The following is a 17,140-nucleotide window of genomic DNA, read 5'->3' on the forward strand; positions in this document are numbered from 1 at the left end:
CTTACCACTCCGCTCCGATCTGGGTCCGGGCGGCAGCAAGCTTCCGGAAGAAATAGATGGTGAACAGGATCGACAGGAGGATGGAGACATAGGCCATGGCATTGGCCAGCCCCATCTGCGCATCCGAATAGGCGGTGCGTCCGACCAGCGTCCAGATCAGCTCCGTGCGCCGCGCCGGGCCGCCATCCGTCATGATCTTGACGATGTCATAGGCGCGCGCGATGTCCAGCGATCGGATGGTCATGGCAATATAGGCGAACGGCATGACGTAAGGCAGGGTGACATAGCGAAAGGTCTGCCACGGTGTGCAGCCATCGACCTTGGACGCCTCGACCGGTTCCTGCGGCATGGCCAGCAGCCCGGCAAGAATGAGGATCGCGAACACCGATGTCGAGGACCAGACTTCGGCAACGACGATCGCAAACAGTGCCAGATTGCCGTCGATCAGCCAGGGAATGGCCTGATCGGTCAGCCCCAGCGACTGCAGGGCATTGTTCACCAGCCCGACATTGTCGTTGAACATGAATTTGAACTGGAAGCCGACCAACACCGGCGAAAACATCATCGGAAACATCATGATGGTGCGAAGCGCGCGCTTTCCATGCGTCGCCTTGTTGACGAGCAGGGCAAGCCCCAGGCCAAACAGCATTTCAAGATTGAGCGCGATGGTCAGAAGAACGATGGTGCGCAAAAACGCGGCCCAGAAGACCCAGTCCGAAAGGATACGCTCGTAATTTCTGAAACCCGCCCAGACCCACAATGTGGCCGGGCGCGTCAGGCGAAACGGTGTGAAACTCGAATAGAGCGACAAAAGCAGCGGCAGAAGCACGACGGCGGACAGCACGATCAACGCCGGCAGAAGCAAGAGCACCGGTGGGGATAGTTTTCGAAACATGCTTGGCACCTGTCGGCGGTCTTGGGCGGTTCGCGCGTGTGGAATATGGCTCGCCACGAGACGGCTGGGCTCAGCGAAGCGCTGCAAGGAATGAAAATGGATGAAATGCCCGCGACCGTTTCGGCCACGGGCATTTGTGGTCGTTCGGATCAAAGGGCGCCTGCATCCTCAAGGACGGTGGTTGCCTTTGCGGCGGCCGCGTCCAGCGCTTCCTTCGACGTCTTGTCGCCGAGAATGGCAGCCTGCAGTTCCGGATAGACGGTGTTGGAGATTTCGATCCATTCGGGGGTCTGCGGTACCGCAAAGGCACCCCTGGCCGCGTCCTGGAAGGCGGTCAGAACTTCCTTCTTGTAAGGATCGCTTTCCGCTTGGGCGATGTCCCACTCCCAGACTGCCGTCCGGGTCGGCAGCGTACCGTTTGCCGCCTCGAGTTTCTGCGAATCCTCGTTGCTCAGGAACCAGACGAGCGAAGCGGCAGCCTCCTTGTTGGCGCAGTTTTCGGTGATGGAAAAGCCGTGATGGCCGGACCAGCCCGTCCGCTTGCCCGAGGATCCGGCTGGCGGCACCTTCACGCCGACATTGCCCGCGACCTTGGAGGACTTCGGATCGTTGAAATAGGTCGCCCAGCCAGGCCAGTCGAGATTGAGTGCGATGGTGCCCGAGGCAAAGCCGGCACCGAGTTCATCCCAGAGATAGTTGGTCGTTCCGGCGGGCACGGCCTTGGCCTTGTAGAGATTGACGAACCAGTCGAGTGCGCGCACCCCGGCTTCGGAATTGAACGCCGGCTTGCCGTCCGCATCCAGATACTCGCCGCCTTCGGCCACCAGCATTTCATAGAACCGGCCGTTGATCGCCTCTTCCTTGCCGGCAAACTGCGTGCCGTAGAAATTCGGTGGGTCGGCGAAGAATTCCGCCTGATCCGATACTTGCTTCCAGGTATCCGGCGGCGTCAGGTCATAGGCGTATTTTTCCTTGAACGCCGTCTTCTTCGCTTCGTCTTCGTAGAGGCTCTTCTGGTAATAGAGCGCGGAAACGTCGAACTGCGCGCGCGGCAGCATCACCAGCTTTCCATCGATCGTCGAAGCGTTGATGGTCGTCTGGACGAACTCCCCGACGATCTCGCTCGGCACAAGCGCGGCGAGGTCGGCGTAGAGGTCGGGATATTGCGGCGCAAACGACGAGTGGTTCGAGCCGACGCACCAGGTGATCGATCCGGATGCGATGTCCGACTTGATTTCCTTGTCGAGTTCGAAATGGTTCTTCTTCGACAGAATGTTGACCTTGGCGCCCGTCGCCTTTTCCCATTCGGCGATGCGCACATAGAGCGGTTCATACTGCTGGCCGCCGATGAGCTTGGCGTCGATGGTCACGCCATCGAATTTCCCCATAAGCTCGGCGGCCGACGCCGGTCCGAAGGCCCCGAGTACGGCAATCACACCGGCAGCCGTGCCGGAAAGCAGCTTGTTCATGTGGTCTCCTCCCTTGACCGCACTCCTCCCGGGAGCGCCGCCTCTCATTTGTGAGAAACTAATTCATATACAAACAAAGATTTTATCCTCCGTCAAGGGTGAAGTTTCTTTTGTAGCGTGCGAATTCTTCGTATATGCCGTTGGGTATTCACAGAGGGGATAATCCGTGGAGATAGAAGACGATCGCTACCGGGCACCGGCGCTCGACAAGGGTCTGGACATTCTGGAACTGCTCGCCGGCGTTGACGGCGGCCTGACACAGGCGGAAATTTCCAAGAAGCTTGGCCGCAGTCCCAACGAATTTTACCGCATGCTCGACCGCCTCGTCCGGCGTGGCTACATTACGAAAATAGACGGCGACCGCTACTCGCTGACGCTGAAGCTGTTTGGTCTTGCGCAGCTTCATGCGCCGACCCGGCGGCTTGCCTCCTATGCCACGCCGCTGATGCGCGATCTGGCCCAGCGCACCCGGCAGGCCAACCAGCTCGCCGTGTTCGATCGGGGCTCGGCTGTGGTGATCGCCCAGCAGGAGGCGCCGGATTACTGGGGAATTTCAATCCGGGTCGGCTCGCATGTCAGTCTTTTCGATACCGGATCGGGACATGTCCTTCTGGCCTTCCGGTCTCCGGAAGAGCGTGAGATGATGATCTCCGAACACGTCAAGAGCCGGCAGGAGATAACCCTGACGCCGGAATTCTACGCCCGGCTCGACGAAATCCGCGCCCGCGGCTACGAAATGATGGCCTCGGCACAGACGGCGGGCGTATACAATCTCTCCGCCCCGATCCTCGGGCCGGACGGCAAAGGCATTGCAGCCCTGACCTGTCCCTATATCAGCCTCGTGAACGCGCCCAGCGCGCCGGACATCACAACAACGATTTCGATGTTGCAGAAGACTGCGGCCCAACTGTCGTTGCTGGCCGGTTCGGACGTCAATCACGACACCTGACGTTTGGGAAAAAGGACAAAAGGTAGACATATCGCGGCGTATTCTTATTTGAATAAGTCTTTCTCGTGTGAGATATCTATTCCTATCATACGGGAGGAGCCGTCTCTTGATCATCGACACGCATCTTCATCTCATCGACCGGTCGGTTCTCGATTACCCCTGGCTGAGCGCCGTACCGACCCTGAACCGCGACTATCTCGATGAGACCTATCGCAACGAGGCGCTACGGACGGGGATCGCCGCTAGCCTACACATGGAAGTGGACGTTGCGCCCGCGGACATCGAGAGAGAAACATCCCATGTCGAGACGCTCGCCGGTCAGAGCGGCAGTCTGATCGCCGGTGCGATCTCGGCGTGTCGCCCGGAAGATCCGGACTTTCCCGCCTTTCTCGATGCCCAATTGCAAAACCCCTTCGTGAAAGGGCTGCGCCGGGTTCTTCACGTCATGCCCGACGATCTTTCCGAAAGCACCCTGTTTCGCGACAATATCAAGCGCCTCGCCGGCACCGGACTGACCTTCGATCTCTGCGTGCTGCCACGCCAGATGCCGCAGGCAATGGCCCTTGCCGATCTGGTTCCCGACTGCATCTTCGTCCTCGATCATTGCGGCGTGCCGGATATTCAGGGTGGCGACGACCGCGTCTGGCGTGAACAATTGCGCGATATTGCCCGGCGGCCGAATGTCTTCGGCAAGATCTCCGGTGTCATCGCCTATGCTGATCCAGAGACCTGGACGGCACAGACGCTGCGCCCCTATGTCGAGCACACGATCGGGGCTTTCGGTTGGGAGCGCGTCGTCTGGGGCAGCGATTGGCCGGTCTGCACCCTGGGCGGGGGCCTTTCCACCTGGGTGGCAACGACGCACGCGCTTCTGTCCGGCAGCAGCCTGGCCGAGCGCAACGCCCTGCTTGCCGGCAACGCAATGCGGCTCTGGAATCTAGACATTCCTAAATCGTAGCGCTCACATGGCGCTCGCGGCCGTAGATCGAGACGAGCAGCACGATGATGACGCCGAGGGACGCTTGCACGGCGGCCGGCTGAAAGCCGAGGCCGATCAGCAGCGTATTGATCTCGGTGAGCACCAGTACGCCGGCGAGAGTGCCGAGGTAGCTGCCACGACCGCCGACCAGCGCCGCGCCACCGACGACGACCGCCGCGATCGTCTGGAACAGATAGGGCTGGCCGACATCGCCATAGGCCGAGCCGGTAAAACCGAGCAACAGAATGCCGGTGACGGCAGCAAACAGGGCGCTCAGCGAGAATGTCAACATCCACATCTTCACCGGGTCGATCAGCGCCAGCGGTGCGGCGCCCGGGTTGCTGCCGAGCGCGTAAAGCCTGCGTCCATAGGGCGTTCGCGCCAGAAGCAGAATGATCAAAGCCGATAGGACAACAAGGCTGGGAACCACCCAGGGAAACGGGAGCGGCCCAGCCGAGCCGCCGATGGAGACGAAGGCCGAAACTTCGGCTGGCGCCGAGCCGGAAGGAAATCCTTTCGTCCAGAGCAACACGCTGCCCTGAACGATCATCCCGGTGCCAAGCGTCACGATCAGCGGATGGATATCGAGCCGCCGTGCAATATAGCCGTTGAAGGCGCCGATCAGCATGGCGAGCACCAGCACGAAGAGGCAGACGGCACCGAAATTCCAATCGTCGCCGTAAAGCTGGGCCGCGACCACATTGGCGAAACCGATGATGAATGGGATCGACAGGTCGATGCCGCCCAGAATGACGACCAGAGTCTGCCCGATCGAGGCGACGGCTAGCAGCGAGGCAATGACCAGCATCGCCCGGATGGCGAAGGGAGAGGAATAGCCGGGGATGGCAAGCGTGCCGATCAGGTGCAGAAGAGCGGCAATCAGGAAGGCGGCCAGGACGCGGCCATGAGTGCTTGCAAGCAGTCGCCGGATGCTGGCCATATCAAATCTCCTCGCGTCCGGCTGACCGTTCCTGCACCGCCGTCAGGATCACCGCCGCCACCAGAATGGCGCCATAGGCGATTTGCAGCACATAGGTCGAAACATTGAAGGACGTCAGCACGCTTTGCAGCAGGAAGATGTCGATAGCGCCGATGGCGGCCCCGACAAGTCCGCCGCGTCCGCCGGCAAGGCTGACCCCGCCCAGCGCGACGGCGGCAATGGAGATCAGCGTATAGGCCTGCCCGATATTGGGATCGGCAGAACCGATCAGCGCCGTCAACATCAGGCCGGCGACGGCGGCGAACACACCTGTCATGACATAGGCGATGAACCGGACTTTCGTCACGTCGATACCGGCGGTATACGCCGCGCGGTCGTCGCTGCCGATCGCCATCAGCTGGTCGTAATAGGGCAGGCGCCGGACGATCCACCAGGCCGCAAAGAGTGCGATCAGCGGCAGTGCAGACCATGTACCGGCCATCGCCTTCAACCAGCCCGGTGCTGGGCCGATCGGTGCCGGCAGGATCGTCAGCGTGACACCGGTCAGGACGAGATAGGTGCCGAGCGTCGCCACGATCGGCTGAATGCGAACGATCGTCGCAAGGAAACCGTTGACCGCGCCGACGGCCGCGCCGATCAGCAGGGCGGCCGGAACGAGAAGAAAGGGCGAGGATACGCCCGCCTTCAGGAACAGCATCTGGATGACCATGGCATTGACGAAGCCCATCAGCGGCCCGACGGAAATATCGATGCCGCCGCGACCGGCAAGAATGACCGGCGCGGATGCGACAGCAGCGCCGATCAAAGGGGCAGCCAGCCCGATCAGCGCGCCCCAGGCGGCCGGATGGAATCGGGCCGGATTGAGAACGAGATTGACGGCCAGCAGAACGATCAGCAGTACGATCGCAAATCCGGTGTTGCGAAACAGCCCGCCAAGCCTGGACGACATGGCCGGGCCGCTCATGCTGCACGCCCGAACATGGCCGAGATCACACTATCGGTATTCATCGCCGCCCCCGTCATTTCCGCCGTCAACGCATGATCCCTGAACACCAGCACGCGGTGGCAAAGAAGCAGGATTTCCTCGATTTCGCTGGAGAGGACCACCAGCGCCATTCCTTCTGCGGCCAGCCCGCGAAACACGTCGTAGAGAACATGGCGGGTGGCGACATCGACCCCGCGAGTGGGGTCGTTCAGCAGAAGCAGACGCGGCTCAAGCGCTAAAGCCCGGGCGAGAAGAACCTTTTGCTGGTTGCCGCCCGACAAGGTGGTAATCGCCGCATCCGGGCGCGGCGCAGAAATCGACAACCTGTCGCGATAGGATTGATAGCGCCGCAGCCGGGTGGCCGCGCTGATGAAGCCGAAGCGCGCATCCCGTCCGACAGTCGAAATCGCGAAGTTGTCGAGAACGGACTGTGTGGGAAAAATGCCGGTCGCCCGCCGGTCGCGCGGCAGATAGGCGATGCCGTTGGCGACAGCCTTGCGGAAGTCGTTGACCTGTATTTCCGCATCCGGTTCACCGAGACAGACCGCGCCGTGGGCCGGCTTTTTCAGGCCTGCCATGATTTCGAGGAAGCGCTCTTGCCCATGACCGTCGAGACCGGCGAGGCCGACGATTTCACCTGCGCGAACGGATTGCGAAAAGGGTTGCGCATCGTGGCGCAGCGCAATGTCGCGCGCACGCAGCAAAGGCGCCGGAAGCGTCGAGCGGTCAGGCATGGTGAAGCTCCGCCGCCGTTTGCGGGGCCATCGCCCGCAGCAGTTCCGAAGGCGTCGAGACACCGCGTTCCTCCGTTGCGACCACGCGCCCGCTGCGCAGGATGGACACGCGGTCAGACAGGGCCATCACTTCGTCCATCCGGTGGGTGATGAAGAGAAGAAGGGAACCCTCGTCGGCCAGCTGGCGCATCAGCGCAAACACAGATTCGCGGTCGGCATAATCCAGCGCCGCCGTCACCTCGTCGAGGATCAGCACGCGTGGCCGGCGCACGACGGCGCGCGCAAGCACGACGAGCTGCTGCGCCGCCAGGGGCAACCTGCCGGCGGGGATATCGAGCGGCACCTCGCTCACCGCAAAACGCGCCAGGGCGGCGGCTGCGGTTTCGCGCCGCCTGTCGCGGGGAATCCTGCGGTGAAGAAGACCGTCCAGTCCCAGCAGAATATTGTCGGTGACGCTCCGATCCGGCGCGATCAGCACCTCCTGAAACACCGTCGCGAAACCGGCGGACTGGAAATCGGCTGGCCGCGCACCGCTAAATGTGCGCCCGTCGAGCGTGATCGTGCCGCCGTCGGGTTGGACGATGCCCGACAGAAGCTTGACGAGCGTGCTTTTGCCGGAGCCGTTTTCGCCCAGGATCGTGTGGATGGTGCCGGCTCGAAACGCAATCGTGGCGCCCGCAAGGGCAACCGTCTCGCCATATCGTTTCGACAGACTGTTGATTTCGAGCATTGTCCGGTCTCTGAAGTGATGGGAAGTCGAACGGTTCGAAGGGAAGGTGTCCTGAGCGTTCAGGTCGGTCCCTTATCCGCCCTTTCGGGCACCTTCTCCCCGCAGGCGGGGAGAAGGAAGGGCTGTAGACCACGCATCAGGCCAAGCTGCCGCGCGGTCCATAGCCGGCTACTTGGCGCAGGCGTCCGGCACCTTTGCATAATCCCAGCCCGGCGTTGGCTTGGCGCCGTTGAAATAGGCGTCCAGCCATTCTTCCGGCATCGGATCCTTTGGCGGGACCGGGAAGACCGATACCGAATCCGGCGTCATGCAGTCCTTGTACCAGCTTGCGAGATCGGCATTGTGGATGGCGGGGATCGGGATCATCAGCGTGTTCAGCTTCGGCGTCTGTCCGTCGAGTAGGCGCGCACCGATGCGAAACAGCGTCTGTGCCGTCCAATGCGGCAAGAGCGCGTGGCCTTCGAACCGGTACTTGTCCGGATTGGCCTTCCAGTATCCCAAGGCGTCGCCGGTCAGCGACCCGGTGATGATCGGGGCCGGCCGGCCGGCTTCCGCGAAGGCTTCGGCCACCACGCGGCTCTCGCTGCCCGTGGTCCAGACGGCATCGATCGGCGCGGGATTGGTGGCGATCGCCTGGAAGACCACTGTCTTGGTGACGTTCGCCGTCCAGTTGCCGTTGACGCTGCGCGCCACCTTCAGCTTCGCATTCTCGGCCAGCGCCTTGTCGCCGCCCTCGCGCTCCTGCACGACGATCGGATGACCGGCAATGCCCTCGACCAGAAGCACGCTGCCGCCATCGGGCAATTCCTTGCCGATGGCACTCATCATGTCGTAGCCCCACCGCGCATAGTTGGAATCGACGTTGATCGCATTGGGGCTGGTGACCGAACCGGCCGCGGTCAGGAAGGGAATTCCGGCTTTGGCGGCAGCATCGATAGCATCGTCGAGCGCCGTCGCCGAACCCGGGATCGAGGTGATGATCGAGCAGCCCTTGTCGATGAAGGCGCGGATCTGGTTGATCTGCTGGCTGGCATCATTGTTGGAATCGGAAACCTCGAAACTGGCCACCGTGCCATCGGCGATCAGTCCATCGACCAGTCGCTTCAGTTCGGTGGTGACCGTCACCCGCCAAGGATTGCCCTGGTAGGATTCCGAGTGGCACCATTTCCAAGGCTTGGCCGGCGCCTTGAAATCGTCCCATGCCGAAGGCAGCACTTTTTGTGGCGCACCCTCGTACTGGGCTTTGAGAATATCGGGCAGGCCCTGCACCACCGTCGCAACGGCATCCTGCGCCTGGGCGACCGTTGTCGCGGTCATGATCGCGGTCGCGGCCAGCAGGCCGCGTGTCATTGTCTTCATATCCATTTCCTCCCTTTGATAGCCAGCTCCTCCGCCGGCGGTTACGTTGTTTTGAAGCTCTCCGAGAACAGTCTGCTGAGATCGTTGACGACCGCAGCCGATGGCTGCTTTGCCAGAAGACCTTCATTGATCCGGTCGGACGCCGCCTGCTGGAAAGCCATGTAGCCATTGTGGCGCGGGCGCACCCAGGCAGCTTCCAGCGTTTCGCGCGTGCCCCGGTAGAAATCCGCGGTCGCGGCGTTGACGGCATCATCTTCCCAAGCGGCGGCATGCCCCGGCTGACCGCCGGATTGCGCGTAAAGTCCCTTCTGGATATCGCCACTTGCGATGAAATAGGCGAAATCGAGCGCTGCTTCGGGTGCCGCGGTGAAGGCGGATACGGCAATGCCGGTGCCGCCCAGGGCCGAACCCGCCGGCCCGATGTCGCCTGCCGGTGGGCAATCGGAAAACCGCACCCGGTGCGGCCGGAAGCCGGCCATCGCATAACTTACATAACCGTAGATCAAGGGAGAGCAGGCAACCGTCGACTGGTCCGCGGCCATGGCCTCCAGAGCGGCGATCGGATCCATGCCGAAGCAGGCCGTATCGGTCAACGACACGATCTCGCGCATCATCTCATAGACCCGCGCACCGGTTTGCGGGTCGATCAGAATGCGGGTATCCCCGTTTGCGCAGGGTTTTCCGAGATTGGCGCAGAGCGTATAGAACGTCATCAGCGAATGCGGCGGCCGCAGCGGCAGGAGCACCTGACCTTTTGCCGCAAGAGCAAGCATATCCGACCATGTCGCGGGCGGTGCATCGATGAGATCGGGCCGGGTGGCCTGGACTTGCGTGGCCGCGTCGATGGGAAACGCCCATTGCCGGCCCTGCCAGTTGTAGCTCTGATAGGACGCGCCGACGCTTGCCTGCCGCAGAGTTTTGCGTTCGGCCTCGCGCCCGGCGACATCCAGCGGCAAAAGGCAGTTTTCCAAAGTGATCTGGCCGACATGCGGGTGATCGATGACGATCAGATCATAGGCGCGCGCCAGATCCTCCACCGGATATGTCTCGAAATCCTGCAGCGAGCGCTTGTCCCATTCCACGGTGATGCCGGTCCGCTCCATAAACAGCCGCGAACAGGCGACCATCGGATCGTAACCGCGCGGATGGCTCCAGGTCATGCCCTTGAGAACGACGCTCACAGTCCGAACTCCTTGCGGATCGCAGCACTCTGTTCGCCGATGCGCGGCGCGGCGCGGTCGGATTTTGCTCGCACACCATTGACCCTGAGCGGTGAACGCGTCGTCTGGATCGATACCCCGTCGTCGCGCGACACGGTCTGCAGCATGTCGAGATACTGAAATCCCTCGCTCTCCAGCAGTTCGGTCCAGTTCAGCACCTTCGCGCACCAAATGTCGGCAGGTTCAAGGATCGCCAGCCATTCATCGATCGTCTTGGATGAAATCCGCGCCGCGATCAGCGCCTTGATGTCGTCGCGTGCCGTAAACCAGCTCGAAGGCGCATCCCGGTAGATGGCAAGCTCCTCCATCTCGAGAAGGTCCGCGAGTTTCGAAATGGGCGTCATCGCGATGGCGAGATAGCCGTCGGAAGCCGGATAAACGCCATAGGGCGCCGACAGATAGGCATGCGCGCTGCGGAAATCCGAACGCTTCGGCAGGCGGCGGCCATCATTCAGATGTGTCGTCAGCACCTCGAACTGGAAATCGACCAGAACCTCCAGAAGGCTGGTTTCGACGAGGCTGCCATTGCCGCTGATGCCGCGCCGTACCAGAGCCGCAAGGATACCCTGTGCTGCGGCCGCACCGGCGAGCATGTCGCCAATTGCAAGGCCGAAGGGCACCGGCCCTTGCCCTTCGTCGCCATTCAGCCACATAACGCCCGAGCGCGACTGCGCCAGAAGGTCCTGCCCCGGGCGCTTGACCCAGGGTCCGTCATTGCCATAGCCGCTGATCGACGCATAGACGATGCGGGGATTGATCTGACGCACGGCTTCGTAATCCAGCCCAAGACGCTCGATCACACCCGGCCGGAAATTCTGGATGACGACATCGGCCTTCGTCATCAACGTGCGCAGCGCCTTCAGATCGTCCGCATTTTTCAGATCGATCGCCAGGCTCTCCTTGGCGCGGTTGATGGCGTGGAAAATGGTCGAATCGCCACCGATTTCCGTATCGCTCAGATAAAGCCGCCGGGAGAGATCGCCACCATCGGGACGCTCGATCTTGATAACGCGGGCGCCAAGATCCATCAGGCGCAGCGAACAATAGGGGCCGGACAGAAACTGGCTCATGTCCAGCACAACCAGTCCGCTGAGCGGCAGTTCGTTTTCGGCACTCATGGTCGTTATTTTTCCGTTTTGCCGACGAAGTCGGCTGGGTTTTTGTATTTCACCGTCTGCAAATGCTCGCAGTACAGCACGAGTTCGCCTTCGCCCTTGAAGACCTCATAGCTCGCCCGGATCAGCCCGAGTTCCTGGTAGCGCGGTTTTTTATCGAGGTTGGTGCGGATCGTGTAGATCGTCTCGCCGATGAAGACAGGCTTTATGAAACGCAGACGGTCATAGCCATAGGAGAAGGCATTGACGCAATTGGTGGCGACCAACCCAAGCCCGGCGGAGAAGACGAAGGCGCCGGCGATCAGCCTTTTGCCGAAAATGCCTTCGCGCTCGGCAAACATGGCATCCTGCACATAGGGATGAATATCAGTCACCAGCGTATTGAAGATCGTGCTGTCGGTTTCGCCCAGCGTGCGGCGTAGAGACCGGATTTTCTGGCCGACCGGCCAATCCTCGTAAAACCAGTTCTCGGCATTCCAGACCGGCAGCGCTGCATGATCGTCCGGCATATCGGATGGCAAGGTCGATGACACGCCAACTGTCGGCGCAAAACTGTTCATGAACACCCTCCCAGGTTTTCTTATGTGAAGATAATTTTCACATATGGATTGATTTTGCAAGGCCTATCCAGCATTCTCGGCATCGATTAAAAGCACGGGAACAGCGACGCATCGGGAGGAGCAGGCGATGGGTGAAAGCTATCATGTCTTCGTAGGTACGCTGAACCGGGAAGCACCCTACTTCCAGGGCGCACGCGGCACGGGGCTGGCGGTTTTCAGTTTCGATGAAGAGACACTTGCCGTGAAGGCTCTGGCTTCTCATCAAACGATCGAGAACCCGACCTTTCTGTCGGTCGATACGAAACGGCAGGTTGTTTACGCCAATTCGGAAATCTTCGGGTGGAACGAAGGCTTGGTGACCGCGCTTGCATTCGATCCCCGGACAGGAAGCCTCGCCCATATCAACATGCAGCCCTCGCTTGGCAGCATAACCGCCCACAATGCGATTTCGCGTGATGGCACCAGGCTTTTCGTTGTCAATTACGGTCTGGGCGAAGGGGGCCCCGACCAATCTCTTGTTGTCTACGGTATTCGAAGCGATGGTGGGCTGACGCCGCCGATGTCAAGCGTAAGACAGACTGGAACGGGTCCGAAAACAGACCGGCAAGAGCGAAGCCATACGCACAGCGTGATCGAAATTGCAGACAACCTGCTGCTCGTCGCCGACCTCGGGTGCGATAGCCTGACGAGCTACAGGATCGAAGGCGACGGGAAACTGACGCTGCAGGCCGTTTCCAGAACCAAAGCCGGCGCCGGACCCCGCCACATGGCGTTGGATCCGAAAGGCCGGCTGCTTTTTGTTCTCAACGAACTCGATTCGACGCTGGCCAGCTTTGCAATCGACCAGAGCGCAGGAACGCTCGTGCAACTGGATTCAAAGCCGACGGTACCAACGGAGGCACTGGAGGGCAACCACTGCGCCGACGTGCAAATTTCCGGCGACGGTCAATTTCTCTACGCCTCCAACCGTGGGCACGACAGTATCGCGGTGTTCAAGGTCGATCCGCAATCGGGCAAGCTCGACCCTATCCAGAGCCTGCCGTGTGGTGGCTCCACGCCAAGGAACCTGGCCTTAAGCCCGTCAGGGAAGCATCTGTTTTGCGCCAATCAGAACAGCGATCTGATCTCTATTTTTTCCCGGCATCCCGTCCATGGCACCCTCGTCGTAACCGACCAGTCTATTCCCGTGGGAACGCCGATGTGCGTCCGGCCGGTTGCCGTGACACCGAAGCTGGCACCGGCGGACGATGTTCAGTGAGGTTGATCCTGCGAACCCCTGCCGCTTCAGGAAGCCAAGAACTGATTTGAAGGTTTAGCAATTGCCGGCGGACCTGTCGCCACAGGCACCAAAATAGGAGTCGGTTCGGTGAAAAGCGCAGCAGCCAAACTCCAGTGCGTAGCCTGCAGCAGCGCTGAAGCGAAAATTTGCAACAAGCGTTGCCGACAATTGGACCTATATCTATTGAATACCGCCCATCCAGTGGAAAATGAGAGAGAAATTCTCTTCGAGACCGACTTGTTGGGAGATAGCGGTGGGATATAGTTTTACCGACTTGCATCTAGATGCCCCAGTTGACCCAGGGCTCGTTGATGGCCTGCCAGCGAGTTTGGGCGTGGCGCTTCCCGAAGACTATATCGATTTCCTCAAAATGCATAATGGCGGCGAAGGCTTCATTGGCGATAACTACATTATATTCTGGAAGGCTGAAGAACTGGCCGACTTCAATCGCGAATACGAGGTCGAGCAGTACGCGCCGGGAATCCTACTCTTCGCTTCTAGCGGAGGTGGTGAGGGCTATGGCTTCGACACCCAATCTGAAGGGATGCCCATAGTCAGAGTTCCCTTTATCGGGATGACGCGCGATGATGCAGAACTGGTTGCCCAGAATCTCCCGGACCTTTTTGCGAAGCTGAAGACGGCACTATGAGCAATCGTCTCGATGCACGTTCTCTAGGCATGGAACTGGTGGAAAATTACCCCAGTAATGGTTTGAGAAGACGCGTCCGATCCGCAGAATAAGACTTTAGTAACGCGCAGCAGCACTTTGAGATCGTGCGCTACTGGAATTTGGACCGTTTCGGTAAGCGAGTGAAGGTTGACGGGGAAACTCGTTTAGAGGACCCGAAATCAGGTTATCAGATTAGTAAATACTATGCTCGTGGCAATTCCCATTGAGGGAGTGCTTGGAAGCTGATCGACCGAGCGGGAACACATCGGAACGCTGAGCTCAGATGGTGTATTTTTACGAAAATAGGAATGGTTGAGATGGAAATAGATCGTTCGCTAGATGCTTATTTTCCTGAGTTAGACCTCGGGGAATGTGACTTGGCCGCCATGGGGCTTGCTTATGCCAATATTTCTGTATTCGACCGCTGGCTCTCTGAAGGCGAGGCTGAATCAAACCCATTGATGAGTTACTCGATTGCCATGGACGCCGGCAAACTTGACGATTATCTCGCTGGGGAACATAAATTTCTCAGCCTTTATCGCGTGCTCGGCCAGCGTGGGGTGATCTGCAATAGGCCTGGGCCGCTTCGAAAGTTTGATCGTATTGATGCGCAGCTTGAACAAATTCTCAAGGGTAGTCTTCGTGAAAAACGATTTGCAGACGTGCACTTCGTAGACTTCGGAGTACGTGTCATCGGTGGCTATGATCGTACCGACTTGATTGTCGCTGAATCGTCCGAGTTACTCGACTTGCTGAGTCCCGAAGTCGCTAAGTGCGGCCTGTTTATGTTACCGCTCAAATAACCTCTGAAGATGCCAAATGTGGCCTGATATATTCGGGGTGCTTTATGAATTGTGCAGTGACCAAGCAGACGGTTCAGAAGCGGGCAGGAGGAAATTAAAGAGATGTTTGGAGAAATGGACTCATCCGGCAAAGTCATACAAAGGTCAATTTGACTGCTCGTCCGTGACCAGACCGGCCGCATCCTGTCGATCAACGGCCTTGGGACGCTGAACGACTAGGTCTATGCCATGACGGCTTCGGCCGGATCGCCAGGGTGGTGAACTCAGGCAATCCTGGAAGCGCCTGTTCAGAAACCCTCACCGATGCCAACGACAACCTCCTGCCACGCTTGCGGCTGACGGGGAGCTTCGTCTATCGATCCGTCGGTTTCCATTGAACGGTGTGGCATATGGACGCCAGCGGCAATCCGGTGGAACAGCGAGCCTCTTTCATCGGATGGTCCCGGGACGCGGACCAAGCGCGCTTCTCTCTCCGTAGTCTTGACGCCTTTCCAAAGATATGAATAATCTATCAGATGTCAGACCAATTTAGGCTGTTGGTGATCGTGTGATGAAGCTCGGGTCTCGTGCTGTGCTGATGCCGCTTCCCGCCCAGGACCGCAGCAGGCAGGTGCGTGCGGCGCTCGCCGATTATATCGAGCAGTCCGGTTTGGTTCCCGGCGACCGGCTTCCGGCGGAGCGGGAGCTGATGAGCGCGCTGGCGGTTGGCCGCTCCACCATTCGCGAAGTCATCCGCCATTTTCAGGCGCTGGACGTCGTTGAAGCACGCAAGGGCAGCGGCACCTATCTCTTGAAGCCGATTTCCGGCACCACGATCCATATGCCGCTCTCGCTGGAAACGACGCATCTGCGCGACGTCCTGCTGAAAACGCTCGAGGTTCGGCGTGGCATCGAGGCGGAAGCCGGAATGGTCGCGGCACGGGTGCGCACCGCCGACGACCTCAGCAATATCGAGGCAAAGCTCGATGAGATGGAACGCGTGCATCTGTCGAAGGGCACATCGGGCCCGGAGGATCTTGCTTTCCACCTCGCCATCTACGATGCGACCCACAATTCCCTCTTCCGACAGCTTCTCGAGCAGATGCGCGAGGCCTTCGAGCGGTTCTGGGAAAAACCCTTCGACCGGCCGGATTTTGCCCGCCGCTCCTTTCCCTTCCACCGCACGCTGTTTAACGCCATCGCCGCCGGCGATGCGGATGCCGCACGGGCCGAAACACTGAAGATCCTCGCCATCGTCGAGGAAGACATCAAGGACATGTCCCGATGACTGACGGCTTCGATCCGTTCGACCACGCCTCCCTGACCGTCGCGCATGACGAAAGCAATGCCTATGACGCGGTCGTGCCGCCGATCGTGCAGACATCGCTCTTCACCTTCACCGACTATGACGACATGGTCTCCACCTACAAGGGTGAGAAGGTTCGACCTGTTTATACGCGTGGCCTCAATCCGACGGTGCGCATGTTCGAGGAGATGCTGGCCAGGCTCGAAGGCGCCGAAGATGCGATCGGCTTTGCCAGCGGCATGTCGGCGATTTCCTCGACGGTTCTTTCCTTCGTTGAGCCGGGCGACCGGATCGTCGCGGTCAAGCATCTCTATCCCGATGCCTTCCGCCTGTTTGGCACCTTCTTCAAACGCATGGGCATCGATGTCTCCTATGTCGACGGGCGCGACGAGGAGGAAGTTGCAAGGGCGCTGCCGGGCGCCAAGCTCTTCTACATGGAAAGCCCGACGAGCTGGGTCATGGAGGCGCACGACGTCGCGTCTCTTGCAGCGCTTGCCAAAAGCCATGGCGTGCTGACCACCATCGACAACAGCTGGGCGAGCCCGCTGTTCCAGCAGCCGATTTCGCTCGGTGTCGATCTTGTCATCCATTCCGCATCAAAATATCTCGGTGGCCACAGCGATGTCGTCGCAGGCGTGGTTGCCGGTTCGAAAGATCTGATCGGCCGCATTCGCGGCGAAGCCTATCCCTATCTCGGCGGCAAGCTGTCACCCTTCGACGCCTGGCTGCTGATCCGCGGGCTTCGCACCCTGCCGCTCCGCATGAAGGCGCATGAGCGTTCGGCGCTCGAGATCACGAAACGGCTTCATGCGCATGAAGCAGTGGAAACCGTCTGCTATCCCGGCCTTGCCAACCAGCTGCCGCCGGGGCTGAAGGGCACGTCTGGCCTCTTTTCTTTCATTTTCGAGCAGGGCGTGGACGTGCGCGCCTTTGCCGACCACCTCTCGTTGTTCAAGCTGGGCGTCAGCTGGGGCGGCCACGAAAGCCTGATCGTGCCGGGACAGGTCGTCCTGTCGCAAAAGGCGCAACCCAATTCCGCGGAGGCCTTCGGCATCTCGCCGCGGTCCGTAAGGCTCCATGTCGGCCTGGAGGGAACGGAGGCCCTCTGGAGCGATCTCGAAGCAGCGATTTCGGTCGCTTCGAAAGGCTGACACTCACGCGATCCATC

At 60.1% G+C, this 17,140-nt stretch carries 17 protein-coding genes; 7 read left to right on the top strand and 10 right to left on the bottom strand.

Annotated elements, in window-relative coordinates:
• Position 1: 1 nt before the first annotated feature.
• Together PY308_RS01020 and PY308_RS01025 are read right to left on the bottom strand one after the other, a co-directional pair.
• Complete coding sequence (locus PY308_RS01020; protein ID WP_275787048.1) at positions 2–895, bottom strand: carbohydrate ABC transporter permease; 894 nt, start codon at positions 893–895, stop codon at positions 2–4.
• Between the two features lie 149 nt (positions 896–1,044).
• Positions 1,045–2,364: a type 2 periplasmic-binding domain-containing protein gene (locus PY308_RS01025; RefSeq protein ID WP_275787051.1), complete on the bottom strand. Its 1,320-nt coding sequence runs from the start codon at positions 2,362–2,364 to the stop codon at positions 1,045–1,047.
• A 166-nt stretch (positions 2,365–2,530) separates the two neighbouring features.
• On the opposite strand from PY308_RS01025, the gene PY308_RS01030 reads away from it, so the two are divergent.
• A complete protein-coding gene (locus PY308_RS01030; protein ID WP_275787053.1) occupies positions 2,531–3,313 on the top strand; it encodes an IclR family transcriptional regulator in 783 nt (260 codons plus the stop codon).
• A 106-nt stretch (positions 3,314–3,419) separates the two neighbouring features.
• The gene (locus PY308_RS01035) at positions 3,420–4,271 is read left to right on the top strand and encodes an amidohydrolase family protein (RefSeq protein ID WP_275787056.1); all 852 of its coding nucleotides are present in this window, start codon (positions 3,420–3,422) and stop codon (positions 4,269–4,271) included.
• Here the strand turns inward: PY308_RS01035 and PY308_RS01040 are convergent.
• The 8 genes from PY308_RS01040 to PY308_RS01075 all read right to left on the bottom strand — a co-directional run bounded on the left by PY308_RS01040 (position 4,261) and on the right by PY308_RS01075 (position 11,935).
• The gene (locus tag PY308_RS01040) at positions 4,261–5,232 is read right to left on the bottom strand and encodes an ABC transporter permease (protein ID WP_275787058.1); all 972 of its coding nucleotides are present in this window, start codon (positions 5,230–5,232) and stop codon (positions 4,261–4,263) included. The genes PY308_RS01035 and PY308_RS01040 overlap by 11 nt on opposite strands.
• 1 nt (position 5,233) lies before the next feature.
• On the bottom strand, positions 5,234–6,196 hold the full coding sequence (locus tag PY308_RS01045; RefSeq protein ID WP_275787061.1) for an ABC transporter permease: 963 nt from the start codon (positions 6,194–6,196) through the stop codon (positions 5,234–5,236).
• Entirely contained in the window at positions 6,193–6,951 is a 759-nt protein-coding gene (locus PY308_RS01050) for an ATP-binding cassette domain-containing protein (RefSeq protein WP_275787064.1), read from the bottom strand. Before PY308_RS01050 ends, PY308_RS01045 begins: the two co-directional genes overlap by 4 nt.
• On the bottom strand, positions 6,944–7,681 hold the full coding sequence (locus PY308_RS01055; protein WP_275787066.1) for an ATP-binding cassette domain-containing protein: 738 nt from the start codon (positions 7,679–7,681) through the stop codon (positions 6,944–6,946). The genes PY308_RS01050 and PY308_RS01055 overlap by 8 nt, the downstream gene beginning before the upstream one ends.
• A gap of 168 nt (positions 7,682–7,849) precedes the next feature.
• Positions 7,850–9,040: a substrate-binding domain-containing protein gene (locus tag PY308_RS01060; protein ID WP_275787069.1), complete on the bottom strand. Its 1,191-nt coding sequence runs from the start codon at positions 9,038–9,040 to the stop codon at positions 7,850–7,852.
• Positions 9,041–9,081: 41 nt separating this feature from the next.
• Positions 9,082–10,221, bottom strand: a complete 1,140-nt coding sequence (locus PY308_RS01065) for an ABC transporter substrate-binding protein (protein ID WP_275787071.1) — start codon at positions 10,219–10,221, stop codon at positions 9,082–9,084.
• Positions 10,218–11,378 (bottom strand): CaiB/BaiF CoA transferase family protein, encoded by a 1,161-nt coding sequence (locus tag PY308_RS01070; protein ID WP_275787074.1) that lies wholly within the window; start codon positions 11,376–11,378, stop codon positions 10,218–10,220. The genes PY308_RS01065 and PY308_RS01070 overlap by 4 nt, the downstream gene beginning before the upstream one ends.
• A 5-nt stretch (positions 11,379–11,383) precedes the next feature.
• Positions 11,384–11,935: a MaoC family dehydratase gene (locus PY308_RS01075; protein ID WP_275787077.1), complete on the bottom strand. Its 552-nt coding sequence runs from the start codon at positions 11,933–11,935 to the stop codon at positions 11,384–11,386.
• 127 nt (positions 11,936–12,062) lie between these two features.
• On the opposite strand from PY308_RS01075, the gene PY308_RS01080 reads away from it, so the two are divergent.
• From PY308_RS01080 to PY308_RS01100, 5 genes are all read left to right on the top strand, one after another.
• Positions 12,063–13,193, top strand: coding sequence for a lactonase family protein (locus PY308_RS01080; RefSeq protein WP_275787079.1), 1,131 nt, complete (start codon positions 12,063–12,065; stop codon positions 13,191–13,193).
• Positions 13,194–13,467: 274 nt separating this feature from the next.
• The gene (locus PY308_RS01085) at positions 13,468–13,863 is read left to right on the top strand and encodes an SMI1/KNR4 family protein (RefSeq protein WP_275787081.1); all 396 of its coding nucleotides are present in this window, start codon (positions 13,468–13,470) and stop codon (positions 13,861–13,863) included.
• 329 nt (positions 13,864–14,192) lie between these two features.
• Positions 14,193–14,687 carry a hypothetical protein gene (locus PY308_RS01090; protein ID WP_275787083.1) on the top strand — a complete coding sequence of 165 codons (495 nt, stop codon included), beginning with the start codon at positions 14,193–14,195 and terminating at the stop codon, positions 14,685–14,687.
• A gap of 550 nt (positions 14,688–15,237) precedes the next feature.
• Complete coding sequence (locus PY308_RS01095; protein WP_275787086.1) at positions 15,238–15,954, top strand: FadR/GntR family transcriptional regulator; 717 nt, start codon at positions 15,238–15,240, stop codon at positions 15,952–15,954.
• On the top strand, positions 15,951–17,123 hold the full coding sequence (locus PY308_RS01100) for a PLP-dependent transferase (RefSeq protein WP_275787088.1): 1,173 nt from the start codon (positions 15,951–15,953) through the stop codon (positions 17,121–17,123). The genes PY308_RS01095 and PY308_RS01100 overlap by 4 nt, the downstream gene beginning before the upstream one ends.
• The last annotated feature ends 17 nt before the right edge of the window (positions 17,124–17,140 follow it).

Origin of the sequence: Pararhizobium gei, from assembly GCF_029223885.1 — a bacterium.
Taxonomy (GTDB): domain Bacteria; phylum Pseudomonadota; class Alphaproteobacteria; order Rhizobiales; family Rhizobiaceae; genus Pararhizobium; species Pararhizobium gei.